This is a genomic window from Agromyces sp. NPDC029043 (assembly GCF_055564615.1).
The window spans coordinates 73,534-97,341 of sequence record NZ_JBVHVX010000018.1; the positions used below are offsets into that span (position 1 = coordinate 73,534).

A 23,808-nucleotide genomic window follows, 5' to 3' on the forward strand; every position below is an offset into this window, starting at 1 on the left:
GGCGCGCTCACTTCGCGCGCCTGCGGTCCGACTTCTCGGCGCGGAGGGCCTTCGATTGGGCGCGGTTCTCGGCGACGAGCTCGGTGGCGAGCAGCTTCGCTTCGCCGACATCGCCGGTGGCCGGGCGCCACCACGCCATGGACGGATCGGCGTCGATCAGGACGGTGCGCGCCAGGAGCGTCAGCGGCACGGCGAGGATCGCGCCGATCGGGCCGAGCACGAGGGCCCAGAAGAGCACCGAGGCGAACGTGATGGACTCGCTGAGCTGCACGGCCTTGCCGACCATCTTGGGCTGGACGATCGACTGGACGACGGCGTTGACGATGCCGTAGACGACGATCACGGCGATCACGACGGGCCAACCGCCCGACAGGAAGCCGAACACGATCGGCGGGATGATCGCGATGAAGTAGCCGATGTTCGGGATGAAGCTGCAGATGAACGAGAGCAGGCCCCAGAGCGCGGCGCCGGGAACCTGCAGCAGGACGAGCGCGATCCAGTTCAGGATGCCCTGGGCGAGGCCCAGCCCGGTCGTGACGACCATGTAGCGGCGCACGTTGCGCCCGTACGCCGCGAACGCGACGACGAGCGCCGGCCGGCGCGGCTGCATCTGACGCAGGATGGCAGGGACGTAGGTGGCATCCATCGCCATGAGGATCAGCAGCGTCAGCAGCACGACGAGGCCGAACACGATGTTGGTGATGCCGCCCAGCAGGCTCGAGACGACGTCGACGGCGCGCGAGGGCTCGAGGCCGGTGAGGATCGTCTCGACCTGGGCCTGGCCGAACCCGATCGACTCGAGCGCCGCACCGAGGTTCGCGGCCGCCGCCTCGATCTGCGGCGCGAACTGCGGCAGCAGCGACGTGAACTGGGCGACGCCGAAGAGCAGGACGGCGAAGAACCCGGCGAGCAACGCGAACACGACGATGATCGCGCTCGCGGTGGCGAGACCGCGGGGCACGCCACGGCCCTCGAGCCATCGTCGCGCGGGATGCACGCAGATCGTCAGGACGAGCGCGAAGAACACCGGACCGACGACCGAGCGCGTCGCCGAGATCCCGAACGTGACGACCACGGCGGCGGCGAGCCCCAGCAGGATGACGGTCGCCCGGGGCAGCGCAGCGGCTCCTGGCGCCGCGTCGGCCGGGACCGCCGCGTCCGCCGGGACCAACGCGGCGGCCGGGGCCGGGTCAGGCCGTGACTTCCCGCGGTGCCACCAGCCCTGCGCCATGAGTCCCCCGATCCTCGGGCCGTGGAGCAGCGACGGCAGCCCCTGCCGCGGACCCTAGCACCTCGCTCGAGCGCCGCGCCGGGACTTCCGTCCCCGACCGCACCCGGGCGGGTCGGCGGACGCGGCTCCGCAGACGCGTCCACGTCCGCGCGGCGGCGGGCTGCCCGAGCAGGATGCCGACGAGGACGAGCGCGAGACCCCCGACCTGCCAGCCGCCCAGTGCCTCCCCCGCGAGCACGGTGCCGAGCAGCACGCCCGTCGCCGGGTTGAGCAGCCCGACGAGGCCGACGGTGCCGGCCGGCAGGTGCGCCAGCCCGCCGAACCACGCGGCGAAGGCGAGCGCCGTCGCGATCACGCTGACATAGCCGAACCCGACGAGCTCGCTCGCACCGAGCTGGGGCGGCGGGCCCTCGACGACGACGGCGACCGGCATGAGCATGAGCCCGCCGGCGAGCAGTTGCCACGAGGTGACCGCGAGTACCTCCGTCCCGTCCTTCCAGCGCTTCGCGAGCACGTAGCCGAACGAGGAGAGGAGCATGGCCGCGACGGAGGCGGCGACACCGAGGGGGTCGACCGTGGTCGCGTCGGTCGCGAGCAGGAGCGCGACCCCGGCCAGGCCCACCGCAGCGCCGAGCATCGGCACCCCGCGCAGCCGCTCCCCGGTGAGCAGCCAGGCCAGGAGCATCATCACGGCGGGCGAGGTGGCCATGACCGTGGAGGCGAGGCTCGTCGGCAGCAGCTGCGCGACGAGGTAGATGAGCGCGAAGAAGACGCCGACGTTGAGCGCGCCGAGCACGGCCGCGCGCCACCACCACGCCCCCCGCGGCAACCTCGGCCGGAGGGCCAGCAGGAGGAGGCCGGCAGGCGCGGCTCGCAGGACCGCACCCCAGATCGGGACGTCGGCAGGCAGGAACTCGCGCGTGACGAAGTAGGTGCTGCCCCACGCGACCGGCGCGATCGCCGTCAGCATGACCCAGCGCACGGTAGTTTCCATGGAAGACACTATACCTTCCGCGGAAGATACACTTCGTCCCATGACCTCACGAGCGGATGCCGCCCCCGATCACGTCGCGCGGATCATGGCCGAGTGGCGCCGCGAACGTCCCGACCTCGACGTGTCGCCGCAGGGCGTGATCGGGCGCATGCATCGCCTCGCCAACGCGCTCACCGAGGAACTGGTCGTCGTCTACGCACGGTTCGGCCTCGCCGAGGGCGAATTCGACGTGCTGGCCACCCTGCGGCGCGCCGGCGCGCCCTACGAGCGCACGCCGAGCGACCTCGCGGCCTCGACCATGGTGACGAGCGGGGCGATGACGAAGCGGATCGACCGGCTCGAGCAGCGCGGCCTCGTCACGCGGCGGGCCAGCGAGACCGACGGTCGCGGTCGCGTGATCGCCCTCACGCCTGCCGGGCGCGAGCTCATCGACGAGGTCATGACCGCGCACATGGCCAACGAGCACCGATTGCTCGGATCACTCGGCGAGGCCGACCGGAAGGCCCTGGAAGCGGCGCTCACCCGGTGGCTGACGGCGTTCGAGACGCCGCCGGCCACCGGGTGAGCGCGGTGGATCCGGTGTCCGAAGTGATCAGTACCAGCCGACCGAGGCCGAGTGAGACCACGCGCCGCACGGGTTGCCGTAGCGACCGGCGATGTAGCCCAGTCCCCACTTGATCTGCGTGGCGGGGTTGGTCGCCCAGTCGGCGCCCGCCGTGCCCATCTTGCTGCCGGGCAGCGCCTGCGGGATGCCGTATGCGCCGCTCGAGGGGTTCTGGGCGTAGACGTTCCAGCCCGACTCCTTGTTCCAGAGGTCGACGAGGCAGCCGAACTGGTCGTCGCCCCAGCCGTACATGGAGGCCATGAGGTCGCGGGCGATCGCCTGGGCTCCGCTCGGGTTCGCCGGGCCCTTCGGGTACGACGGCGTGGCGGGCGCGGCATCCGCAGCGGCGGCCGCCTCGGCGGCGGCCTTCTCCGCGGCGGCCTTCTCGGCGGCGGCCTTCTCGGCGGCGGCCTTCTCGGCCGCGATGCGGTCGAACTCGGCGACGCCGGCCTTCACCTGCTCGGTGTGCACGGCGGCGACGTCGACGAGCTCGAAGACCCGCTCAGGCGCCAGGTAGGTGTAGTTCTCGAGGCTGGCGACCGTCGAGGCGAGCTCGGCCGCGTCGGTCTTGCCCTGGGCAGCGGCGAGCGCGTCGCCGGCGACCACGAGCGTGTCCTCGGCCTGCTTGACGGCCTTGGCCTCGAGGATGCCGCCATGGGCGTCGAGCTGCTCGATGCCACGATCGGAGGACTCGGCCAGCGCGGCCGTCTCGGCGATCCGGAGGTTCTCCGCGGCGACGGCCGACTGGAGGGCGAAGCCCGAGCCGACCATCGCGCCGACGGCGACGATCGCACCGGAGCCGATGAGGGCCCTGCGGTTGCGACGCATGCGCCGAACTCGGTCGCGGTTGCCGTCGAGGCGGCTGAGCGGGGTGGTCTCGGTGGTACTGGGGGAACTCTTCAAGTTGCGCATAGATCTCGTGGGCCGGCCTGCGGGTGCTGTCGGTGCAGGCCGTCCGTGCTCTCGTCTCGGTGCATGATGGGGGGTCGCCGCGGCGAAGTCAGCAGTCTGCACGCTGTTTCTCCATGGGTCGTGCCCATTCCCTGTGAATGTCATCAAAGGTCTCGACGCTCACTCGCCTCGGAACGGGGCGGAATCCGCGCTCCGATCCACGAGGGTTCCTCAGGGACCGACGTGCGAGAAGTCGGGATATCCCTGCCACTCACCGGGACCGTGCGAGCGGACGAAGGCGTGGTGGACGCGCTCGCACGCACCCTTCAACGTCGTTCCCCACCCCAGCAGGCGACCCTCGAACTCGGCGCGATAGCGCACCTCACCGTCGACGCGCACGATGCTCACGCGCCCGTACTCGCGCCCCATCGAGTCGACCAGCCGCCACCTGCCCGGCTCGGGCTCATCGGCGGCGAGGATCGGATGCCACGTGACCAGTGCTGCTCCTCCCAGAGCGCCCCGGCCGGCGTGCCTCAATGCTACGTCGAGCCGCTCACGCCGTACGACCCCGCCGCCACCATCGCCGCACCGGGAACTCCTCCGGCCAGTGCGCGACGATGGAGTGGAGGCCGCGGTGCAGGCGCAGTATCCCATCGCCCCGCAGCGCGCGCATCGAGATGCCCATGCCCAGGCGGAGGTCGTACCGGATCCGGCGCTGCGGTCCGAGGTGCACGGACAGGTCGATGTCGTCGTGCATCAGCGTGTCGTGGCGGTGGACCTGTTCCCGCACCGCCAGCCAGGCACTGCGCCGAACCGCGAGGTTGGAGCCGAACAGCGGCACATGTCCGAGCGCGGGGGTCACGGTGGCGACGTAGCTGCCGAGGTAGAGCAGCGCGAGCAGCCGGCGCAGGCCGCGCGGTCCGTCGACGAAGTGCGCCGGGCCGGTGATGGCGTCGAGCGACGGATCGGCGGCGAATGCCGCCCGGATCCGCTCGATCCAGTCCGCGGGCGGCACGCAGTCGGCGTCGAGGCGCGCGATCACCGCTCCCCCGGCGGAGTCGAATCCGCGCGCGGAGGCGGCCGGGATGCCGCGCTCGGGTTCGACGACCACCCGGGCGCCGAACTCGCGCGCGACGTCGGCCGAGCCGTCCGTCGACCCGTTGTCGACCACGACGAGTTCGTCGGGCCACGAGCGCTGGACCGCGAGCGCCTCCAGGCAGCGTCGCAGGAGCGCCGCGTCGTCCCGCACGGGGATGACCACCGAGACCGTGAGCGACGACTCCATGCGCCCATCGTCCCGCATCGACCGTGCGCGGCGGCAGGGCTTGCGCTGCGGCCCGGCGTCACCCCTGGCGCGCGTCACGTCGCCGCGGCCGCCCGACGCGCGTGGCTGCGCGCGTGCTCGACGGCCGCCGGAAGCTCGTCGAAGAGGTGGTTGCGGTGGCGGAGCGAGTCGATGACGCCGACGCGCCGGGCCAGTTCGAGGTGGCGACCCTGGATGCCCTTGACGAGCACCGTGACCCCGCGCCGCTCGAGCGCGTGGATCAGCTCGGTCACCACCTGCGCACCCGTCGCGTCGAGCAGCTGCAGCTGCGACATCCGGATGATGACGACGTCGACGTCGCGGAGCGCCGCGACCCGCTCGAGCATGCGCTCCGCCGCGCCGAAGAACAGCGCGCCCTCGAGCCGGAACAACGCGATGCGCTCGTCGCCGCGTTCGGCTGGACCGGGCAGCTCCTCGCGGTGCACGCCGCTCGAGCGCGCGACCGCCCTGAGCGCGAGGAACGCCGCCACGGCGATGCCCACGAGCACCGCCGTGATCAGGTCGACGCTCACCGTGATGATGGCGGTCGCGACGAAGACGACGGCGTCGGGGCGGGTCGAGCCCATGACCGAACGCACCGTCGCGATCGAGATCATGCGCGTCGCGGTGACCATGAGCACGCCGGCGAGCGCGGCGAGCGGGATGGCGCCGACGACGCGCGCGCCGACCGCCACGATGCCCGCGAGCAGCACCGCGTGCAGGATCGCCGCGAGACGCGTGCGACCGCCCGAGCGCACGTTGACCGCGGTGCGCGCGATGGCGCCCGTCGCGGGCATGCCGCCGAAGACCGCCGACGCGACCGATGCGAGGCCCTGCCCGACGAGCTCGCGATCGGCGTCGTACGGCCCGGTGTCGGAGATGGATGCCGCGACCCGCGCCGAGAGCAGCGACTCGATCGCCGCGAGCGCCGCTACCGTCGCCGCGGGCAGCAGCAGCGAGACGAGCGTCTGCGGCGCGATGGCCGGGATGACGGGCGCCGGCAGCCCGCTCGGCAGCTCGCCGATCGTCGCGACCGGGAGGCCGGCGACGACGGCCACGACGGTCACGACCACGATCGCGACGATCGAGCCGGGCATCAGCCGATGGATTCGCGGCGCGACGAGCATGATCGCGGTGACCGCCGTCACGACGGCGAGCGACCACGCGGCATCCGGCCATGACGCGCGGAGCACCGCGTCGATCGCGCCGACGATCGCATTCGCGCCCTCGGTCGCGGGCACGCCCACCGCGGCCGGCACCTGCTGCAGGAAGATGATCACGGCGATGCCGAGCGTGAACCCCTCGATGACGGGCCACGGGATGAACGTGACCGCCCGCCCGAGCCGCAGCAGGCCGGCGGCGAGCACCATGCTTCCGGCGAGCACGCCGACGATCGCGAGTGCGCCGAGCCCGTGCGCCGCGATGATGGGCGCCAGCACGACCACCATGGCGCCCGTCGGACCGGAGACCTGCACGTTCGACCCGCCGAACACGGCCGCCACGACGCCGGCGACGATTGCGGTGACGAGGCCGCTCGCCGCGCCGGCGCCCGAGCTCACGCCGAAGGCGAGCGCGAGCGGAAGTGCGACGATGCCGACGGTGACGCCCGCGACGACGTCGCCCTTCCACGTCCGGCGCAGGTCGCGGTAGTCGGCGATCGATGGCAGCAGCGAGCGGATGCCGCGGAGGGCGCGCCGCACCGCGGTGTCGGTCATGAACGGGCCGCCGTCGCGGTCGGTGCAGGCGCCGGCCCCGAGGCATCCGCCGCCCGTGACGCGGGCGGGAGCTCGGGCAGGCCCGCCTGTGCGATGAGCTGACGCTCGGTGGCCTGCAGGATCTCGCCCAGGAGTGATCGCGCCACGCGCAGCAGGTCGGCCACCTGCGGGTACGCGAGCCGGTAGCGCACCTGGTTGCCGCGTCGCTCGGCGGTCACGAGCCCGTAGTTCCGCAGCACGGCGAGGTGCTGCGAGAGGTGCGACGCCTCGAGGCCGGTCGCCGCGAGCAGCTCGCCCACCGGCGTCTCGTCGTCGGGCGCCGCGGAGAGCACCTCGAGGACGCGCACGCGAACGGGATGCGCGAGGCCCTTGAACAGGTTGGCCTTGACCTCGTAGAGCGGGCGGCTGGCATCGGTGAACACGGGCGACTCCTTCACGGATTGATCAATCCATCAATCCATTATGCCGCAGTCGAGGCGTCTTGCCGCCGGTGGCCTCGGCGACCAGACTGTCGCGCATGGGCGAAACGACCGCGCCCCCGCCGCCGCCCCTCGTCTGGGACACCCGTCTCGTCGCGCCGCGAGACCGCTTCGCGCTGACGCGGGACATCGCGCGCGGCCTCACCACCCCGGTCGACCTGACCGGCCACGAGCCCGAGCGCTTCCGGCTCCGGGTGTCGACCGGGCGGCTCGGCCCGATCTCACTGGTCCGCAACCAGGGCGTCGGCGCGACCGTCACCAGGAGCGAGCGGATGTCCCGGCGCGCCGATCACGCGCGCCTCATCGTCGGCATCGCCGAACACGCCGGTGCACGGGAGCACGGTGCCGGTCGCCCGATCGAGGTCATGCTGTACTCGTCCGTCCGCAGCCACGCCTCCCGTCTCGACGGCGTGCGGCGCACGTTCGTCTCGGTCGACTACGACGAGCTCCGGTTGCCGACGCGGGTCGTCGAGGCGCAGCTGCACGTCCCGATCGACGCCACGCACGGCATCGCGAACGTGATCGCGACCTCGCTGCTCGCGGCCGCCGACCTCCGCCTCGCCGAACCGGGCGACGGGAGCGCTCCGCTCGAACGTCCGGTGATCGAACTCGTGCGGACCCTGCTCACGGTCACCGCCGGCGACGAGTTCCGCAGCCGTCGGCCGCTCCGTGCGACGCTCGCCGAGCGGATCCTGCGGTTCATGGAGGACCGACTGGACGATCCGTCGCTGAACGTGGGCGCCGTCGCACGCGCCCATCACGTCTCCGACCGCTACGTGTACGCGATCCTCCACGGCCAGGGCGTCGTGTTCGGCGACTGGGTCCGCACGCGTCGGCTCGAGGAGTGCGCGACGATGCTCGCCGACCCGGCGACCCGCGCCCTGACCGTCTCCGAGATCGCATTCCGCTGGGGCTTCCGCGACCATTCCGCCTTCAGCCGGGCGTTCCACCGGGCGTACGGGATGAGTCCGAGCGAGTGGCGGCACCGCCGGTCCTGACCCGCGCGCCCCGGCCGGGCCCCCGGCGGGGCGCCCGCAAGTGTGCGGACCCGGCACAGCACCCGTGCGGATGCGGTCAAGCGGACGAGGGCCGCCCGGCGTACGGTCGCCACGACCCGACCGGCCACGCCGTCATCGACCCCGGAAGGAACCCCGTATGACCACCATCGTCCTCGTGCACGGCGCGTTCGCCGACGCATCCGGCTGGAACGACGTCATCTCCCGCCTCCAGCGCGACGGCCACACCGTGTACGCGCCTGCCAATCCGCTCCGCGGCCTCGAGTCGGACGCCGCCTACGTGCGCGCGTTCCTCGAGACCCTCGACGGACCCGTCGTCCTCGCCGGCCACTCCTACGGCGGCGCCGTCATCACCAACGCGGCGACCGGCCTCGACCATGTCGCCGCGCTCGTGTACATCGCCGCGTTCGCCCTCGACGAGGGCGAGGCCGTCGGTCAGGCGACGGGCCTCGGCGGCGAGGCGGCCGACCTGCTCGCGGTCACCGTCATCCGGCCCTTCCCGGGTGCCGGCGAGGGGAACGGCGATGCCTACCTGAATCCCGAGGTGTTCCCGCAGGTCTTCTGCCAGGACCTCCCGCCCGAGGTGGGCGCGGCGATGGCCGCGGCGCAGCGTCCCGCGGCCCTCGCCTCGCTCGTGCAGCCGTCCGGACCGCCGGCGTGGCGGAGCATCCCGAGCTGGTACCTCGTCGCCTCATCCGATCGCGTGATCCCTCCGGCGGCCGAGCGCGTCATGGCCGAGCGGGCGGGCGCCACGACGGTGGAGATCGAGAGTTCGCATGTCGCCATGATCAGCCACCCCGACGAGGTCGCCTCCCTCGTCGGGGACGCGGTCGCGGCGACCGTGCCGGCGCGGGTGGGCTGACCTCGATCCCCGCGGCGAGCGCCGGTTCCGCATAGGCGCTCGCGAGGTCGGCGACCGTGGCGTGCGCGTTCAGTCCGCTCGGGTTCGGCACGACCCAGAGCTCGGCGCCTCCGAGCGTCTCGGCCTGGCGGCCGGCGCGCGCCTTCGGGCGATCGAAGCCCTGCCGGTAGGCGGTGAGCCCGACGACCGCCACGACCCTCGGCTGCCACCGCGCGACGTCGGCGGCGAGCCGCGCCGCGCCCTCCCGCAGCTCGGCTCGGTCGAGCTCGTCGGCGCGCGCGGTCGCCCGGTGCACGAGGTTCGAGATGCCGATCCCGGCTTCGAGGAACATCCGCCGGTCGGCATCGCCGAACCCCGCCGCGAAGTCCGGCAGGTGGGGGATGATCCCGGCCGCGGCCAGCGCCGGGTAGAACCGATTCCCGGGGTGTGCGAAGTGCGTCCCGGTCGCAGCGGTCCAGAGCCCCGGGTTGATGCCGACGAACACGAGCTTGGGATGCTCGGGCATGAGGTCGTCCACGCTCCGATCGCGGTACGACTCGAGCTCCGCGCGCGTGAATCCCATGTCAGCGTCCTCCCGATCGGGGCGTACGACCCTCCGCGATGCGTGTCACCCTCGCGAGCAGGCGGCGCGTGGCGAGCACGTGCGCGCCCGTGCCCATCAGGAGCATCCGGTACACCGAACCGCGGCGCCCCGGGAAGATCGCCCGCGTCTCGGCGCGGAGCCGGCTTCGACCGCCGCCGAGCTCGTCGATCCGGAACGCCAGCTCGTAGTCGGAGTAGCGGTGACGCCCGGCCAGCGCGAGCACCGATGGACGGTCGGCCGTCACGACGTGGAAGCCGGGCACGATCGACCACGCCGCGAGCGGGCGCGGACCGGACGGCACGGTGTCGTCGCAGCCCAGCAGGCGCGCCAACCACGGGGCGCCGGTGCGTTCGACGACCCGCTCCAGCGCCGACCAGACGCCCTCGCGGTCGGCCTCCATGTCGGCGGCGTGCTCGTCGAGAGGCGGCAGCGACGGCACGATGCCCGCAGCACGCAGGCGGTCGAGGAGGTGGGCGGTCAGCCTCAGCGCCGGCAGCTCGTCCGGCGCGACCCAGCGCGCGTCTTCCGCGTCGTCGCCCGAGCCCAGCACGCCGCCCGTGACGACCGCCGCGAACCCGTGGACCTCGTACTCCCGGGCGGGCCCAGCCGGCACGCGGGCGATCCACGCCTCGCCGCCGACCTCGACGACGAGGCCGGTCTCCTCGAGCACCTCCCTGGCGGCGGCCTGCTCGAGCGACTCGCCCGGCTCGAGGCGGCCGCCCGGCACCGACCAGCGACCGCGCTGGGGGTCGTGGCCCCGCCGGACGAGGAGCACCCTTCCGTCCAGGTCGGTGATGACGGCGCTGGCAGCGGGTACGACGTCCACATCATCACCGTACGGCGCGGACGGCCTCGTCGGTCGTCCGCCGGCGCCGGAGCCGGCCGCGCACGATGCCGAGCAGGTCGCGGCGCCGCACGTAGGGATCCGCCCACGACCGCGCGTCGTCGGAGTCCTCGCGCGCGTCGCCGAGCACCAGGTATGCGTCATCCGGCACCGCGAACGTCCCGCGATAGCCGCCGGACGGTTGCGCGTACGGCTCGGCGAGCGCCGCGCCGTCCGCCCGCACCGTCCCGCCCTCGATGTCGACGCGCTCGCCCGGCAGCCCGACGACGCGCTTCACGAGCGTGCCGCCGCGCTCGCGCGACGCGAACACGATGACGTCGCCGCGGCGCACCACGGTCGCGGCGTGGATTCGAACCGCGAGCAGGAGGTCTCCCGGCTGGAGGGCCGGCCGCATCGAGCCGGAACGGACCAGGGTGGTGAACACGACGACGCGCTCGAGGACGGCCGCCACGACGACCACCCCGGCGAGCGCGGCCACCCACGCGCCGAGGACGCGTGCCGGCGACTCAGCGGCGCCCGTGGTGCGTCCCGTGCGCGGGGGCGGACGAGTTCGCCGCGTGCGCGTGCTCCTCGCCCTCGGCGAGGTGGAAGAACGCGACGTACGCGGCGATGAAGGAGCGCGCGGCCACGAGATCGTCGGCGTCGAACTCCCTCGTCGCGAGCACGCGTTCGAATCGCTCGCGCAGTTCGGGCAGTTCCTCGGCGGGGACGAGCGCCTCGAGCGGGGCGAGGCTCCCTTCCGCGACGCAGCGATCGGCCGCGACGACCCTCTCGTCGATCGCCACCCCGGACGGACGGATGCCGGTGTACGGCTCGCCCTCGCCCGCGCGGTGCAGCCGCACGAGCGTCTCCAGGAAGTACCGGTCGGCGAGTTCACGCGCGTCGTCGCCCAGGCCGCGGACCCGCCGGGCCAGGTCGAACGCGGCCGCGAGCTCGGCCTCGTGATGCTCGTCGACCCATTTCAGCGCGACGTTGGCGTTGCCGCCCTCCAGCGCGCGGCGGCCGTCGGCCACGGTCGGTCCGTCCATGGTGTCGCAGTGCGCGCGGGCCGGGCGCGGCCAGGCGAGGGCGAGGGCGACGGATGCCGCGGCTGCCAGCAGCACTCGGACCACCATCCGCATCTCGGCCTCCCGTTCGCTGCGCGATCTGCGATGCACTCAGCGTACGAAGCGACCGTGGCCGCGCCCGGGACCTTCGCCCCTGACGGGCCGCGCCGCACGGGAGCACCGTGGGCCGCATGGACACGGTGGTGACGACGGTCCACGGCGACGTGCGCGGCAGCGTCGTGGACGGCGTGCACGTCTTCCTCGGTCTGCCGTACGCCGCGCCGCCGTTCGGTGCGCGACGACTGCGGCCGCCCGAGCCCGTCCAGCCGTGGGACGGCGTGCGCGACGCGACGCAGCTCGGTCCCGAGCCGCCGCAGGTGGCGCCGCCGGCGACGGGCGGCGTCGAGGGGGGTGCAGCCGAGGACTGGAGCGAGATCGACGACGCCTTCGCTCGGGTGGCGCGCGCGGCGCCGTCCGAGGACGTGCTCAACCTCGACCTGTGGACGCCCGACCCGGGAGCGGCCGGATTGCCGGTGATGGTCTGGATCCAGGGCGGCATGTTCGAGATCAGCTCCACCGCGGCCTACGACGGCAGTCGGTTCGCGCGCGACGGCGTCGTGTGCGTGGTGATCAACTGGCGGCCGGGCGCTGAGGGGTTCCTGTTCCTCGGCGACGGCATCGCGAACGTCGGCCTGCTCGACCAGGTCGCGGCGCTCGAGTGGGTGCGCGAGAACATCGCCGCATTCGGCGGGGACCCGGGCAAGGTGACCGTCTTCGGCGAGTCGGCCGGGGCGATGAGCGTCGGGATGCTCCTGGCGATGCCCCGCGCCGAGGGGCTGTTCCGGCGCGCCATCCTGCAGAGCGGGGCGGCCCACCATGCGATGCCGGCCGCCGACGCGCTTCGGGTGGCGCAGCATCTCGCGGACCTGCTCGGGGTGCCGCCCGACCGGGAGGCCATCGCGGCCACGGGGGTCGACCGGCTGCTCGCCGCGCAGGCGCAGCTGAAGGCGGAGCTGATGGCCGACCCGGATCCCGCGCGCTGGGGCCTGCCCGTGGTCGCGACCCGGATGCCGTGGCATCCCACGGTCGACGGCGAGGTGATCCCGGCACCGCCGATCGAGCGGATCGCCGCCGGATCGTCGGCGACCATCGACCTCATCGTGGGCACGAACGTCGACGACTGGCGGCTCTTCAGCCTGGTCAGCGGCGTCTTCGGCGCCATCACCGATGAGATCCTGACCGGACCCGTCGAGCAGTACGGCTACCAGTCGCTCGCGACCTACGGACTCCCGGCCGATGCGACGCTCGCGGCGTACCGCGACCGGTACCCGCAGGCGGTGCCCGGCGACATCCTCGCCTCGGTCGAGACGGACTGGTGGATGCGGGTCCCCGCGCTCCGTCTCGCCGACGCGCATGCGGGCGGCCCCGCGCGCACGTACATGTACGAGTTCGCCTGGACCGCGCCGGGTCTCGGCGCCGTGCACGCCGTCGAGATCCCGTTCGTCTTCGACACCCTCGGCCCCGACCGTCCGCTGTTCGGCCCGATGCTCGGAGCGAATCCGCCGCAGGAACTCGCGGATGTCATGCACGCCGCCTGGGTCTCGTTCGCCGCACACGGCGACCCCGGTCCGGGCTGGCCGCAGTACGACCTGGATCGCCGCGCCACGATGCGGTTCGACGTGACCACGCAGGTGGTTCCCGACCCGCGCGCGTGGGAGCGCGACCTCTGGGCCGGCGTCCGTTGACGGCGGATGGCACGACGGCGCGGTCCCATGAGCAGCCCCGGCTATATCGTCCGCCGCATCCCCCGGAACCGGCGGCCGGTGATCGACCGGCTGGTGGGCGCGAGCCGTCGGTTCCAGGTGCACGCCCTGCTCGAGCTCGACGTCTCCCAAGCGGCCGAGCGGATGGCGCGGGCCGCGCCGCACGTGTCGTGGACCGGGTTCCTCCTCGCGTCGATCGGTCGCGCGGTCGCCGCGCACCCCGGCGTGAACGCACGCAAGGCCGGCGACCGTCTCGTGGTCTTCGATCGGGTGGACGTCGGCGCGACGGTCGAACGGCAGTGGCAGGGACGCGCGATCCTCGACATCGTCACGATCCGCGATGCCGATCGGCGGTCGGCGGCGGAGGTGTCCGCCCTGCTCCACGCGGCCAAGCACGGGCCCGGCGAATCGCACGAGCCGCGAGGGGCGATGCGGATGGTGCTGCGGCTGCCGGGGCCGTTGCGGCGGAGCGCCATCCGCCTCGCGGGCAGGCGCCCGCGGATCGCGGCGACGTTCGGGCCGGCCGTCGGCGTCACCTCGATCGGGATGTTCACGAGCAGCTGGGGCTGGGCCATCCCGCTCGCACCCCTGACCGTCATCGCGACCGTGGGCGGCATCGTCGACCGCGCCGTCGTGCGCGACGGCGACATCGTGGTGCGTCCGATGCTGCCGCTCACGCTCAGCTTCGACCACGCCGTGATCGACGGCGCCCCCGCGACGCGCTTCACCGAGACGCTCCGCGAGCTCGTCGAGTCGGCGGCGGCGCTCGACTGATCGGCGGGCACGCGGCACGGCGCCGCTCGAGAAGGCGTGCCGCGTGCTCGGCGGATCCTGACGTCAGCGCCCCAGCACGCCGGTCGACGCCTTGGGCCACGGAGCAGGCGCACGCGCGCCACGCCGGGGAGGTGGAGGCAGCCTTACCCGAGGACCTTGTCCTCTCGACCCATTGCGGCTCCCGTACGAATATGGTCGGACTGGAAGGCTCGGAGATGACCATCCGCTCGCGATCGCGCATCGTCCTGGCGGTTCCGACGGTGCTGTTCGCGGCGCTCGCCGCCACCGCCGCCGTCTACGTGCTCGGAATGCGGTCGAGAAGTTCCCTCGTGCGACGGGCTGCACGCGGGTTCCACCACGCGGTCGGCAACCGCGTGCAGATGCGGTCGGCGGGTATGCCGGGAACGTACGCGTCGATCATCCGGCATCGTGGCCGAACGTCGGGCCGGCCGTACGAGACGCCGGTCTGGGCCGCGCCGACCGAGGACGGCTTCGTGATCGGCATCGTGTACGGCCCGCGCACCGACTGGCTGCGGAACCTGCGCGTCGCCGGGTCCGGTCCGGCTCGATCGTGCATGAGGGCCGCACGTACGCGGTGAGCGAGCCCCGGATCGTTCCGGCCGAGTCCGCGAGGCCGTACCTTCCACCCGCGATCCGACGGGCCCAGCGACTCGTCGGCGTCGATCGGTACGTGCGGGTCCGAGGGCTCGCCACGGGAGATGAGGAGCAGACGATGCAGCAGGCGCACGGCCACGTGGTCGAGTACGGCAAGGCCAGGCGTTTCATGAGGGAGGCGATCCGTTCCACGCATCACAAGCCGCTGATGCACGGGCTGATCGAGGTGGACGTGACACGCGCCCGCTCCGTGATCGGCGCGGTGGAGGCCGGAACGGGCGAATCCCTGTCGTTCACCGCGTTCATCATCGGATGCGTCGGACGAGCGGTCGACGAGCACCGATACGTGCATGCCCTGTGGAACGGCAGGCGGCACCTCATCGAGTTCGACGAGGTCGACGTACTCACCTGGATCGAGCGCGACGTCGGCGGCGGCACCACCGCGGTCCTTCCCTGCATCGTCCGCGCTGCGAACCGACGGAGCTTCCGCGAGCTCAGCGCCGACATCAGGACCGCGCAGAGCCAGGACCTTGCGACGATCGACGTCGGCGGTGCGAAGGAGTCCCAGACACTGCCGGCGTGGGCCTTCCGCCCGTACTTCGCGCTCGTCACCCGCATCGGGAAGCGGTTCCCGCAGCTCTGGAAGCGGACCTGGGGGACGATCACGCTGACGGCCGTCGGCATGGTCGGCGAAGGGGGCGGCTGGGGCATCCCTCCGTCGTCGCCGTCCATCTGCTGGATCACGGTCGGTGGCATCGCGGCCAGGGACGAGGAGGATGCGCACGGCCGAGTCGTCACGCGGGACTTCCTCAACCTGACGGTGAGCATCGACCACGACATGGTGGACGCGGCTCCCACCGCACGGTTCACGACGCGACTCAGGCAACTGATCGAGAGCGGCTACGGACTGCCGACGGGCGAGGAGGCCGGCGTGGCGGGCCGGACCCAGGTCGCACGGTGAAGCCACGAGGGCCCCTCGGAATGAGGGGCCCTCGTGGGCGATGCGTGGCGCCGAGCAGCGCTTCGTCAGCGGTCAGGGCTGTCGCCGCGCAGCGTGGGGTCGACATTCGGGTCGAGGACGTCGGTCATGACCGGTTCGTCCACCGTACCGGGGGTCACGGTCGCCGGCGGGACGTCTGCCACGGGAACGGGCTCGACCGGTGCGACCACCTCGACATCGGTCTCGACCACATCGGCGTCCGACGACTTCTTGCCGGCCGTCGCCGCAGCCACGCCGGCGGCCGCCGCGGCCGCAGCCACACCGGCGGCCACGACCTTGCCCGACACGCCGGCCTTGCCCGAGTCACCGCGGGACGCCCCGGCGTCCTCGATTCCCGGCGTGCCCGGGACGTTCTCGATCGTCCCCCGCCACGCGCCGGACGCGTAGCCTTCGGACTCGACGAGTTCCTTGAACCGCTCGAGGTCCTTCTTCGTCCGGTTCTCGACGACGTTCAGCTTGTCGCCGACTTCCTCGACGAGCCCCTCGGGTTCGTACTCGAGCGTCAGGTGCACGGACGTCTGGCCCCCGCCCAGGTCTTCGAACGTGACTTCACCGGCGTTGGTGGCGCCCTCCGTCGCAGCCCAGGCGACCTTCGTGTCGGGGATCTGCTCGAGGATCTTCGCCTCCCACTTTCGACGGACGCCGGCGATCTCGGCGACCCACTCGAGGCGGTCGTCGCTCAGCTGGGTGACCTTCTTGATACCGCCCATGAAGTGCGGGAAGTCCTCGAACTGCGTCCACTGGTTGTAGGCCACGCTTACCGGGACATTCACGAGGATCCTGTGTTCGACCTTCGTCATGGTGTCTCCTTCACTTCCTCGAGGCGGCGGCCGAACGCCACCACCCGGTGCAGCACATTACGCGCGGCACGGGAGGGTCCGTCAGCCCCTTGAATTCTCAGGTGGAGGTGACCACGACGTACCGTGGGTGAAGGGAGGAGCGACATGTCCGACGACATTCGACGCAGGGTCTCGCAGTACCGACTCGAGCAGTTCGACCGCGCCTCGGATGCCGGATCAGCCGCGGACGGCCCGTCGCGCGGGGCGAGCGATGGGTCGCCCGCCTCGGAGACTCGGGCGTCCGCCGCCCCGACGGCCGCCGACCGGGCCGCGTACATCGAGACGACCATCCAGCAGGCGATCCGTCGTGGCGAGTTCGACGACCTGCCGGGCGCGGGCAAGCCGCTCCCCGGCCTGAACGGTCGTCACGATCCCGACTGGTGGATCCGTCGCAAGATCGAGTCGGAGCGATTGACCGGGCTCGGGCCGCCGGCGCTGACCCTACGGACCGAGGATGCCGCGCTCGACGACCGGCTGGACGGCATGCACCGCGAAGAGGAGGTCCGTGCGGCGATCGACGACTTCAACCTCCGGGTGAAGGAGGCGCGTCGCCAGCTCCTCGGCGGCCCGCCGGTGATCACGCCGCTCCGCGACCCCGATCACGAGGTCCGAGCCTGGCGCGAGCGGCGCCTCGAACGAGCGCAGCGCGCCGCTGAGGAACGGGAGCGGCAGCGTGCCGAGGAGAACGCACTGGGCTGGCGCGGGCGACGCCGTCGGCGCCGAGCGGCTCGATCGCGGGACTGAGGAGGGGCCGCATCCGGATGACCGGAAACGACCCCTGACCTACGACTTCTCAGTCGGGCTGACAGGATTTGAACCTGCGACCCCTTGACCCCCAGTCAAGTGCGCTACCAAGCTGCGCCACAGCCCGATGCCGCCGGCGTTCCCGCCGAAGACAACTTGACCATCATAGCGGCATCCGGAGGGGTGCTCGTGCACGCGGCAGCCCGCGCCATCCGGAAGCTGAGACGCGACGCGGCGCTCAGATGTGCTTGCGCACCTCCGCCATGAACCCCACGGGGTCGTCGACCCAGATCCGCACCTCGTCGACGACCTGCTGGCCGCCCTTCGGCGGCGACCCGGGCAGCCGCAGCACGGTGGGCCGCTCGAGCTCGATCGTGATGACGGTCTCGTCCTGCATCCGCAGCGAGAGCGTGCGCGCGCCATCCGACTCGGTGATCTTCGGGGTCTTCGGCTCGTCGACGCGTCGGTCGCGCGCGACCGACGCGATGTCGTCCCAGGCGAGGCGGATGTCGGTGTCGAGCCCCTCGCGTACGCGGATGCCGTCGGGGCCGACGGTGTGCGGGCGCATGAGGTAGCCGCACAGGAGCCCGAACATCCAGGTCACGCCCCAGATGCCCAGGATCAGCACCGGGATCCGCACCGCGGGCCAGCGATGCACGATGAGGTCGAGCACCGGGATCTCGACCGCCGAGAGCACGATGAAGATGATCAGCACGGTCAGCACGGGCTTGTGGAAGCTGAAGCCCGCCGCGCCGGGCGCGATCGCAGGTCGGCGGACGATGAAGCGGCCGATGTTCGCGTAGATGCGGAGCTCGACCTTGAGTGCCCGCAGCGCGAAGCGCCCGAGTCGACGCACGGCGGAGGTAGCCCGCTGCTCTCGCACGCCGGCCGTCATGACGCGCCGCCCTTGGACTGGGCGGTCGTGCGTCCGGCTTCCGCGGCGGCGACGAGGTCGCGCAGGCGCGCGGCGACCGCGTCGACGCCGCGGACGAACGCGTCGCGGTCGGGTGGCGCGACCGCGCCGACGAGCGTCGCGGAGAGCTCCTCGTGATCGCGCTGCATCTCGCGCATGAGCTCGGTCGCCGAAGGCGTGAGCGAGACGAGCACCGCCCGGCGGTCGGTCGGATGCGGGGTGCGGACGACGTAGCCCGCCGACTCGAGCGCGTCGACGAGGCCGGTGATGTTGCGGGCGCTGACCTCGAGTCGCGTCGCGAGCGCCTGCTGGGTCGACGAGCCCGAGTGCGCGAGGTCCCAGAGCACGCGCGTGCGCGCCGTGGAGAGCGACGTGCCGTCGAATTCGCGCGCCATGTCGCGCTGGAACAGTTCGCTGATCTCGAGCAGTCGGTCGAGCACCGTCGGTTCCGGGAGCATGTCCTGATCATACTTCATCGTTACCTCGCTTCACGAATTCTGAAGTCGCAGGACCATCGCCCCGGCCCGCTGCGCCGCTCATCCGTAGACTGCGCCGCATGGTCCTCGGCAAGCCCGGCCCCCTCCGCGCCTGGTTCGATCGCACGCCGTCGTACCTCTTCCGCGCCCACCTCGGCGCGCTGGCCGGGCGGCGAATCGTGATGCTCACGACGGTCGGACGGAAGTCCGGCCGCATCCGGCGCACGGTCGTCGAGGTGTTCGCGCAGGGTGCCGTTCCCGAGGGGACTGCCCTGCCCGTGCTCCACGTCGTCGCGAGCCGCGGGACGCGGAGCGACTGGTACGCGAACGCGACGGCCAGGGGCCGCGTGCGCGTCGACTGGATGTCGCGACGCGGACGTGCCGACGTCCATCAGCTGGGGCTCGGCGAGCGCTCCGACCTCTTGGCCGACTACGCGCGCCGACACCCGAAGGCGGCGGCCATGCTCGGCAAGGCGGTGCTCGACGAGCCGTTCACCGGCGCACCCGAGCAGCTCCGACGCCTCGCTTCGGAGCTGCGGGCGCTCCGCCTGGAGCCCGTGACGATGTCGATCGGCTCGGATGTCGCACCCCCGCGGTAACGTCGGCCGCATGGGGAACGACGGCACCGTCACCACCACTCCGCTGCGTATCGTCCCGGCCGGCGAGGCGCCCTTCGACGACGTCGCATCGGTCTTCGGCACCAAGGGCGACCCGGCGAGTTGCTGGTGCCAGTGGTACAAGATCCGCGGCGCCGAGTGGCGGGCCGCTCGGCCAGAAGAACTCCGCGCGCGCCTGGCGGCGCAACTCGCCGAACCCGATCCGGGGCCGGGCCTGCTCGCCTACGACGGCGACACGCCCGTCGGCTGGTGTGCCGTCGAGCCCCGCCCGGCGCTGGTGCGGCTGCAGTACAGCCCGATCGGGTCCGCGTCACCCGACCTCGACTTCGGCGACTCCGGCATCTGGTCGGTGTCCTGCTTCGTGATCCCCAGGGCGTTCCGCCGTCGCGGCGTCGCAGGCGCCCTCGCCGTGGCCGCGGTCGACTACGCGCGCGACCACGGCGCGCGCATCCTCGAGGCCTACGCCGTCGACCCGGCCGCCCGCACCAAGCCCCCGGCCGCCGAGCTCTTCCCGGGCACGATCTCGATGTTCGTCGCGGCGGGCTTCCACGAGGTCGCGCGGCCCAAGCCGCACCGCGCGGTCATGCAGCGTCGCCTCACCGGGTGAGCCGACGGCGCAGTCAGCGCTTCTCCCACGCGGCGGCGGCCGAGCGCAGCTCGTCGACGGCGTCGTCGAGGTCCTTGAGGTGATCGCGCGCGCGTTCGTCCGCGGCCGCCGCGAGCGCCTCGAAGGCGGCCGACGGCGCCCCGGCATGTGCGGCGTGCGCGCCCGCACGACGCACGTGCTCCGCGAACAGCACCTCGTCGCGGTGATCCCCGAGCACGTCGTGCAGCTCCTCCCCCGCCTCCGCGAGGCGCGTAGCGCGCTCGCCGTACAACTGCAGCGGCTCGTCGACGACCGCCTCGGCGGCATAGCGGAGCCGTCGGCCGGCCTTGCGCACCTCGTGCAGCGCCTCGGCATCCCCGTGCTTCGCGAGCCGATCCGCGCGCTTCAGCGCACGGCGCGCCTCGTGCTCGATCAGGTCGCCGAGCACCGGCGCGGCCTCGCCCGACGCCAGCGGCGTGAACGTCGGCGCTGCCAGGAACGAGGCGAGCGACTCCCGTCGTCCCTCGGCACGCGGCATCCCCTGTCGTTCGACCAACCGGGCGTGCGCGAGCCGGTGGGCCTCGACCTCGTCGTCCACGAGCCGCTCGCGGACCGCTGCGGCCTGCTCGGGTGCGGCGACGACATCGCGATCGGGGTCGTGCTCCGACGCCGTCTCGAGCGCCTGCTCGGCGACCTGGATGCGCACCTCGATGTCGCGCACCGTTCCGAGCTCGCGACCGAACTCGCCGAAGCGGCGTCGCAACGCGAGCACGGCCGAGGGGTCGAACAGCGGACCGAACGCGGCGAGCAGGCTCCGCAGTCGCCGCACGTGCGTGCGGAGCTGGTGCACGGCGTCTGGCTCGTCGGCCATCGCCGCGGGCTCGAGCTCGGCCAGTCGCGCGGCGATCGCGCGGAGGGCTGCGAGCGCCGCGGTGCCCGCGTCGGCATCCGGCGGGATCGTCCCGACCGGTGCGGCGGACTCGACCTCGGTGTCAGCCATGGCTTCATGCTACGTGCCGGGCCGCGGTTCGCAGATCACCACCGGGATGTCGCGCCGCGTCCGCTCCTGGTAGTGCGCGTAGCCCGGGTACACGGCCGTCACGCGCGGCCACAGCTCGGCCTTCTCCTCCGCCGTCGCGGTCCGGGCATGGAGCGCACGACGTTCGTCGCGCCGTTCGATCACGACGTCGGGGTGGGCGACGAGGTTGAGGTACCACGCCGGGTGCCGGTCCGCTCCTCCCTTCGACGCCACGAGCACGACGCGGCCGGGCTCGATGATCGGCGCCGAGAGGATCGTCGTGCGGGCGCTGCCGCTGCGCCGGCCCGTGGTCTGCAGGATGACCGTCGACATGCCGGCGATGCGCCAACCGAGCCGGCCGCGCGTGACGCGGATCACCCACCGGTGGAACCCGGAGAGCACCGCGAGGGCGCGGTCGCCGAGGATCCCGCCTGAAGCCATGACTCGAGCGTGGCGGCGGGCACCCTCCGGCGCAAGGTCCTCGCGTCGGTCGACGCGTCGCGGCAGGATGGGGCCGTGGACCGACTGCCGATGAGCTCCCCGCCCCTGCCCGGGCGCGTGCTGGTCGAGCAGCACTGGCGCGACCTCGTCTTCCTGCACTGGCGCGTCGCGCCCGAGCGGGTCGAGCCGTACCTGCCGAAGGGCACGCACCCCGACGTGATCGACGGCGCCACGTGGGTCGGGCTCATCCCGTTCGTGCTCGCCGACACCCGATTCCCGCCGCTGCCGGCCCTGCACCGGCTCGGCACGTTCGTCGAGGTCAACGTGCGGCTCTACGCCCGCGACGACCTCGGTCGGCGCGGGGTCGTGTTCCGCACGCTCGAGGCCGGGCGGCTGCTCCCCGTCATCGCCGCGCGCGTGGCGTTCGGGCTGCCGTACCACTGGGCGCGGTCGAGCGTGGCCAGGCGAGCGGATGCCGCAGGCCTCGAGCTCGAGTTCAGGAGCCGCCGGCACGGCCCCCGCGGGCCGTCCACTCGGATCCGCGCCCGGCTGGGCGAACCAGTGCGCCCCGAGGCTCCCGACGCCGAGCTCGCCGCCTTCCTCACCGCGCGCTGGGGGTACCACGAGCAGCACCTCGGCCGCACCATGTGGGCCCGGAACACGCACGCGCCCTGGCCGCTGCTGCGCGCCGAGCTGCTCCAGCTCGACGACCAGCTGCTGGCCGCGTCGGGCTTCCCCGAGCTGGCGGGCCGCCTTCCCGACTCGGTGCTCGCCTCATCGGGCGTGCGCACCGCGTTCAGCCGCCCGCGCCCCATCGAGGCACGCGGCTGGCAGCTCCAGCCGATCCGGATCCGGCGACCCGTCCGCGCCTGAGGCGAACGACAGGCCGGGCTGACGAACCGGCGGCTACCGCTGGCGCCGTTCGCGCACGCGCATGTTGACGACGATGGGCGTGCCGACGAAGCCGTAGATCTCGCGCAGGCGGCGCTGGATGAACCGCCGGTACCCCGGGTCGAGGAACCCGGTCGTGAAGAGCACGAACGTCGGCGGGCGCGTCGAGGCCTGCGTGCCGAAGAGGATGCGCGGCTGCTTGCCGCCGCGCAGCGGATGCGGGTGCGCCTGCACGAGCTCGGTGAGGAACGCGTTGAACTTGCCCGTCGGGATGCGCGTGTCCCACGACTCGAGGGCGGTCTCGAGGGCGGGCACGAGCTTCTCGAGGTGCCGACCGGTCTTCGCGGAGATGTTCACGCGCGGCGCCCACTGCACGTGGTGCAGGTCCTGCTCGATCTCGCGCTCGAGGTAGCGGCGACGGTCGTCGTCGAGGAGGTCCCACTTGTTGTACGCGAGCACCAGCGCGCGGCCCGACTCGAGCACGAGGTCGATGATGCGCACGTCCTGCTCGGAGATCGGCTGCGAGACATCCAGCAGCACGACCGCGACCTCGGCCTTCTCGAGCGCGGCCTGCGTGCGGAGCGAGGCGTAGAAGTCAGCGCCCTGCTGCAGGTGCACGCGACGGCGGATGCCGGCCGTGTCGACGAACCGCCAGATCCTGCCGCCCAGCTCGATCTGCTCGTCGACCGGGTCGCGGGTCGTGCCGGCGAGCTCGTTCACGACCACGCGCTCCTCGCGGGCGGCCTTGTTCAGCAGGCTCGACTTGCCGACGTTGGGGCGGCCGAGGATCGCGACGCGGCGGGGTCCGCCGAACTCCTCCTTCGCGACCGCGGAGACCTGCGGGAGGACCGTGAAGACCTCGTCGAGCAGGTCGGCCACGCCCCGGCCGTGCAGCGCCGAGACCGGATACGGCTCGCCGAGCCCGAGGTTCCAGAGCGCCGCCGCCTCGGGCTCCTGGCGCGCATCGTCGACCTTGTTGGCGACCAGGAACACGGGTTTCTGCGTCTTGCGGAGCAGTCGCACGACATGCTCGTCGGTCGCCGTCGCGCCGACCGTGGCGTCGACCACGAACAGCACGACGTCGCACAGCTCGATCGCGACCTCGGCCTGCGCCGCGACGGACGCGTCGATACCCCGGGCGTCCGGCTCCCAGCCGCCGGTGTCGACGAGCGTGAAGCGGCGGTCGAGCCACTCGCCCTTGTACGAGACGCGGTCGCGCGTGACGCCCGGCGTGTCCTCGACGACCGCCTCGCGGCGGCCCAGGATGCGGTTCACGAGCGCCGACTTGCCGACGTTGGGCCGGCCGACGATCGCGATGACCGGCAGCGCGGGCAGGTAGCGGATGCCCTCCTCGCCCTCCTCGGAGAGCTCGAGCAGCTCGAGGTCCTCCTGGTCGAGCTCGAAGTCGTCGAGACCCGAGCGCAGTGCGGCGGCGCGCTGCTCGGCGAGCTCCTCGTCGACGCCGGCGAGGCGCTCGGCGAGGTCGTCGTCGGTGGCGTCGAACTCGTCGTCGCGGTCGGTCATCGCATCTCCTGGAAGGTCTCGGGGTGGTGCGGGCGAGCG

28 protein-coding genes and 1 tRNA gene are annotated in these 23,808 nt (G+C 72.8%); 11 read left to right on the forward strand and 18 right to left on the reverse strand.

Annotation, left to right across the window (positions count from 1 at the left end; genetic code table 11):
• Positions 1 to 7 precede the first annotated feature (7 nt).
• Together ACZ4TW_RS18710 and ACZ4TW_RS18715 are read right to left on the reverse strand one after the other, a co-directional pair.
• Positions 8 to 1,231 (reverse strand): AI-2E family transporter, encoded by a 1,224-nt coding sequence (locus ACZ4TW_RS18710; RefSeq protein WP_465545168.1) that lies wholly within the window; start codon positions 1,229 to 1,231, stop codon positions 8 to 10.
• Positions 1,191 to 2,225, reverse strand: coding sequence for an EamA family transporter (locus tag ACZ4TW_RS18715; RefSeq protein ID WP_465545170.1), 1,035 nt, complete (start codon positions 2,223 to 2,225; stop codon positions 1,191 to 1,193). The genes ACZ4TW_RS18710 and ACZ4TW_RS18715 overlap by 41 nt, the downstream gene beginning before the upstream one ends.
• Before the next feature lie 40 nt (positions 2,226 to 2,265).
• Between ACZ4TW_RS18715 and ACZ4TW_RS18720 the strand changes: the two genes are divergently transcribed.
• The gene (locus ACZ4TW_RS18720; protein ID WP_465545172.1) at positions 2,266 to 2,790 is read left to right on the forward strand and encodes a MarR family winged helix-turn-helix transcriptional regulator; all 525 of its coding nucleotides are present in this window, start codon (positions 2,266 to 2,268) and stop codon (positions 2,788 to 2,790) included.
• A 27-nt stretch (positions 2,791 to 2,817) separates the two neighbouring features.
• Here the strand turns inward: ACZ4TW_RS18720 and ACZ4TW_RS18725 are convergent, their stop codons facing one another.
• The 5 genes from ACZ4TW_RS18725 to ACZ4TW_RS18745 all read right to left on the reverse strand — a co-directional run bounded on the left by ACZ4TW_RS18725 (position 2,818) and on the right by ACZ4TW_RS18745 (position 7,160).
• On the reverse strand, positions 2,818 to 3,741 hold the full coding sequence (locus ACZ4TW_RS18725) for an aggregation-promoting factor C-terminal-like domain-containing protein (RefSeq protein WP_465545174.1): 924 nt from the start codon (positions 3,739 to 3,741) through the stop codon (positions 2,818 to 2,820).
• A gap of 210 nt (positions 3,742 to 3,951) precedes the next feature.
• Entirely contained in the window at positions 3,952 to 4,257 is a 306-nt protein-coding gene (locus tag ACZ4TW_RS18730; protein WP_465545177.1) for a hypothetical protein, read from the reverse strand.
• Between the two features lie 16 nt (positions 4,258 to 4,273).
• Entirely contained in the window at positions 4,274 to 5,005 is a 732-nt protein-coding gene (locus ACZ4TW_RS18735; RefSeq protein WP_465545179.1) for a glycosyltransferase family A protein, read from the reverse strand.
• A gap of 74 nt (positions 5,006 to 5,079) precedes the next feature.
• On the reverse strand, positions 5,080 to 6,738 hold the full coding sequence (locus ACZ4TW_RS18740) for a SulP family inorganic anion transporter (RefSeq protein WP_465545181.1): 1,659 nt from the start codon (positions 6,736 to 6,738) through the stop codon (positions 5,080 to 5,082).
• On the reverse strand, positions 6,735 to 7,160 hold the full coding sequence (locus ACZ4TW_RS18745) for an ArsR/SmtB family transcription factor (protein ID WP_465545183.1): 426 nt from the start codon (positions 7,158 to 7,160) through the stop codon (positions 6,735 to 6,737). The genes ACZ4TW_RS18740 and ACZ4TW_RS18745 overlap by 4 nt, the downstream gene beginning before the upstream one ends.
• 95 nt (positions 7,161 to 7,255) lie before the next feature.
• Here ACZ4TW_RS18745 and ACZ4TW_RS18750 point away from each other — a divergent pair, with 95 nt between their 5' ends.
• Entirely contained in the window at positions 7,256 to 8,215 is a 960-nt protein-coding gene (locus tag ACZ4TW_RS18750) for a helix-turn-helix transcriptional regulator (RefSeq protein ID WP_465545185.1), read from the forward strand.
• A 157-nt stretch (positions 8,216 to 8,372) separates the two neighbouring features.
• A complete protein-coding gene (locus tag ACZ4TW_RS18755) occupies positions 8,373 to 9,095 on the forward strand; it encodes an alpha/beta fold hydrolase (RefSeq protein ID WP_465545187.1) in 723 nt (240 codons plus the stop codon).
• Here the strand turns inward: ACZ4TW_RS18755 and ACZ4TW_RS18760 are convergent.
• The 4 genes from ACZ4TW_RS18760 to ACZ4TW_RS18775 are packed head-to-tail and all read right to left on the reverse strand — an operon-like array spanning position 9,022 to position 11,643.
• Positions 9,022 to 9,657 carry a mismatch-specific DNA-glycosylase gene (locus ACZ4TW_RS18760; RefSeq protein ID WP_465545189.1) on the reverse strand — a complete coding sequence of 212 codons (636 nt, stop codon included), beginning with the start codon at positions 9,655 to 9,657 and terminating at the stop codon, positions 9,022 to 9,024. The two genes, ACZ4TW_RS18755 and ACZ4TW_RS18760, sit on opposite strands and share 74 nt — an antisense overlap.
• Before the next feature lies 1 nt (position 9,658).
• Positions 9,659 to 10,504, reverse strand: coding sequence for an NUDIX hydrolase (locus ACZ4TW_RS18765; RefSeq protein ID WP_465545191.1), 846 nt, complete (start codon positions 10,502 to 10,504; stop codon positions 9,659 to 9,661).
• A gap of 4 nt (positions 10,505 to 10,508) precedes the next feature.
• On the reverse strand, positions 10,509 to 11,000 hold the full coding sequence (gene lepB, locus ACZ4TW_RS18770; protein WP_465545193.1) for a signal peptidase I: 492 nt from the start codon (positions 10,998 to 11,000) through the stop codon (positions 10,509 to 10,511).
• 28 nt (positions 11,001 to 11,028) lie between these two features.
• Positions 11,029 to 11,643 (reverse strand): DUF6448 family protein, encoded by a 615-nt coding sequence (locus ACZ4TW_RS18775; protein WP_465545195.1) that lies wholly within the window; start codon positions 11,641 to 11,643, stop codon positions 11,029 to 11,031.
• A gap of 116 nt (positions 11,644 to 11,759) precedes the next feature.
• Between ACZ4TW_RS18775 and ACZ4TW_RS18780 the strand changes: the two genes are divergently transcribed.
• From ACZ4TW_RS18780 to ACZ4TW_RS18795, 4 genes are all read left to right on the forward strand, one after another.
• Positions 11,760 to 13,313: a carboxylesterase/lipase family protein gene (locus ACZ4TW_RS18780; RefSeq protein WP_465545197.1), complete on the forward strand. Its 1,554-nt coding sequence runs from the start codon at positions 11,760 to 11,762 to the stop codon at positions 13,311 to 13,313.
• Between the two features lie 27 nt (positions 13,314 to 13,340).
• The gene (locus tag ACZ4TW_RS18785) at positions 13,341 to 14,105 is read left to right on the forward strand and encodes a 2-oxo acid dehydrogenase subunit E2 (protein ID WP_465545199.1); all 765 of its coding nucleotides are present in this window, start codon (positions 13,341 to 13,343) and stop codon (positions 14,103 to 14,105) included.
• A 215-nt stretch (positions 14,106 to 14,320) separates the two neighbouring features.
• Entirely contained in the window at positions 14,321 to 14,704 is a 384-nt protein-coding gene (locus ACZ4TW_RS18790) for a PNPOx family protein (RefSeq protein ID WP_465545201.1), read from the forward strand.
• A gap of 134 nt (positions 14,705 to 14,838) precedes the next feature.
• Positions 14,839 to 15,681, forward strand: a complete 843-nt coding sequence (locus tag ACZ4TW_RS18795) for a 2-oxo acid dehydrogenase subunit E2 (protein WP_465545202.1) — start codon at positions 14,839 to 14,841, stop codon at positions 15,679 to 15,681.
• A 65-nt stretch (positions 15,682 to 15,746) separates the two neighbouring features.
• On the opposite strand, the gene ACZ4TW_RS18800 is transcribed toward ACZ4TW_RS18795, so the two are convergent.
• Positions 15,747 to 16,520, reverse strand: a complete 774-nt coding sequence (locus tag ACZ4TW_RS18800) for an SRPBCC family protein (RefSeq protein ID WP_465545204.1) — start codon at positions 16,518 to 16,520, stop codon at positions 15,747 to 15,749.
• Positions 16,521 to 16,664: 144 nt separating this feature from the next.
• On the opposite strand from ACZ4TW_RS18800, the gene ACZ4TW_RS18805 reads away from it, so the two are divergent.
• Entirely contained in the window at positions 16,665 to 17,303 is a 639-nt protein-coding gene (locus ACZ4TW_RS18805; RefSeq protein WP_465545206.1) for a DnaJ family domain-containing protein, read from the forward strand.
• A gap of 53 nt (positions 17,304 to 17,356) precedes the next feature.
• Here the strand turns inward: ACZ4TW_RS18805 and ACZ4TW_RS18810 are convergent.
• The 3 genes from ACZ4TW_RS18810 to ACZ4TW_RS18820 all read right to left on the reverse strand — a co-directional run bounded on the left by ACZ4TW_RS18810 (position 17,357) and on the right by ACZ4TW_RS18820 (position 18,674).
• Positions 17,357 to 17,430: transfer RNA gene (locus tag ACZ4TW_RS18810), tRNA-Pro, on the reverse strand.
• A gap of 111 nt (positions 17,431 to 17,541) precedes the next feature.
• A complete protein-coding gene (locus ACZ4TW_RS18815; protein WP_465545208.1) occupies positions 17,542 to 18,198 on the reverse strand; it encodes a hypothetical protein in 657 nt (218 codons plus the stop codon).
• Positions 18,195 to 18,674, reverse strand: a complete 480-nt coding sequence (locus tag ACZ4TW_RS18820; protein WP_465545210.1) for a MarR family winged helix-turn-helix transcriptional regulator — start codon at positions 18,672 to 18,674, stop codon at positions 18,195 to 18,197. Before ACZ4TW_RS18820 ends, ACZ4TW_RS18815 begins: the two co-directional genes overlap by 4 nt.
• Before the next feature lie 98 nt (positions 18,675 to 18,772).
• Here ACZ4TW_RS18820 and ACZ4TW_RS18825 point away from each other — a divergent pair, with 98 nt between their 5' ends.
• Entirely contained in the window at positions 18,773 to 19,291 is a 519-nt protein-coding gene (locus ACZ4TW_RS18825; protein ID WP_465545212.1) for a nitroreductase family deazaflavin-dependent oxidoreductase, read from the forward strand.
• A gap of 10 nt (positions 19,292 to 19,301) precedes the next feature.
• Entirely contained in the window at positions 19,302 to 19,916 is a 615-nt protein-coding gene (locus ACZ4TW_RS18830; RefSeq protein WP_465545214.1) for a GNAT family N-acetyltransferase, read from the forward strand.
• Between the two features lie 13 nt (positions 19,917 to 19,929).
• On the opposite strand, the gene ACZ4TW_RS18835 is transcribed toward ACZ4TW_RS18830, so the two are convergent.
• Both ACZ4TW_RS18835 and ACZ4TW_RS18840 read right to left on the reverse strand, forming a co-directional pair.
• Positions 19,930 to 20,895 carry a CHAD domain-containing protein gene (locus ACZ4TW_RS18835; RefSeq protein ID WP_465545216.1) on the reverse strand — a complete coding sequence of 322 codons (966 nt, stop codon included), beginning with the start codon at positions 20,893 to 20,895 and terminating at the stop codon, positions 19,930 to 19,932.
• Positions 20,896 to 20,904: 9 nt separating this feature from the next.
• A complete protein-coding gene (locus ACZ4TW_RS18840) occupies positions 20,905 to 21,354 on the reverse strand; it encodes a nitroreductase family deazaflavin-dependent oxidoreductase (protein ID WP_465545218.1) in 450 nt (149 codons plus the stop codon).
• A gap of 9 nt (positions 21,355 to 21,363) precedes the next feature.
• Between ACZ4TW_RS18840 and ACZ4TW_RS18845 the strand changes: the two genes are divergently transcribed.
• Positions 21,364 to 22,227, forward strand: coding sequence for a YqjF family protein (locus tag ACZ4TW_RS18845; RefSeq protein ID WP_465545220.1), 864 nt, complete (start codon positions 21,364 to 21,366; stop codon positions 22,225 to 22,227).
• 33 nt (positions 22,228 to 22,260) lie between these two features.
• On the opposite strand, the gene der is transcribed toward ACZ4TW_RS18845, so the two are convergent.
• Positions 22,261 to 23,769: a ribosome biogenesis GTPase Der gene (gene der / locus ACZ4TW_RS18850; protein ID WP_465545222.1), complete on the reverse strand. Its 1,509-nt coding sequence runs from the start codon at positions 23,767 to 23,769 to the stop codon at positions 22,261 to 22,263.
• Positions 23,770 to 23,808 lie beyond the last annotated feature (39 nt).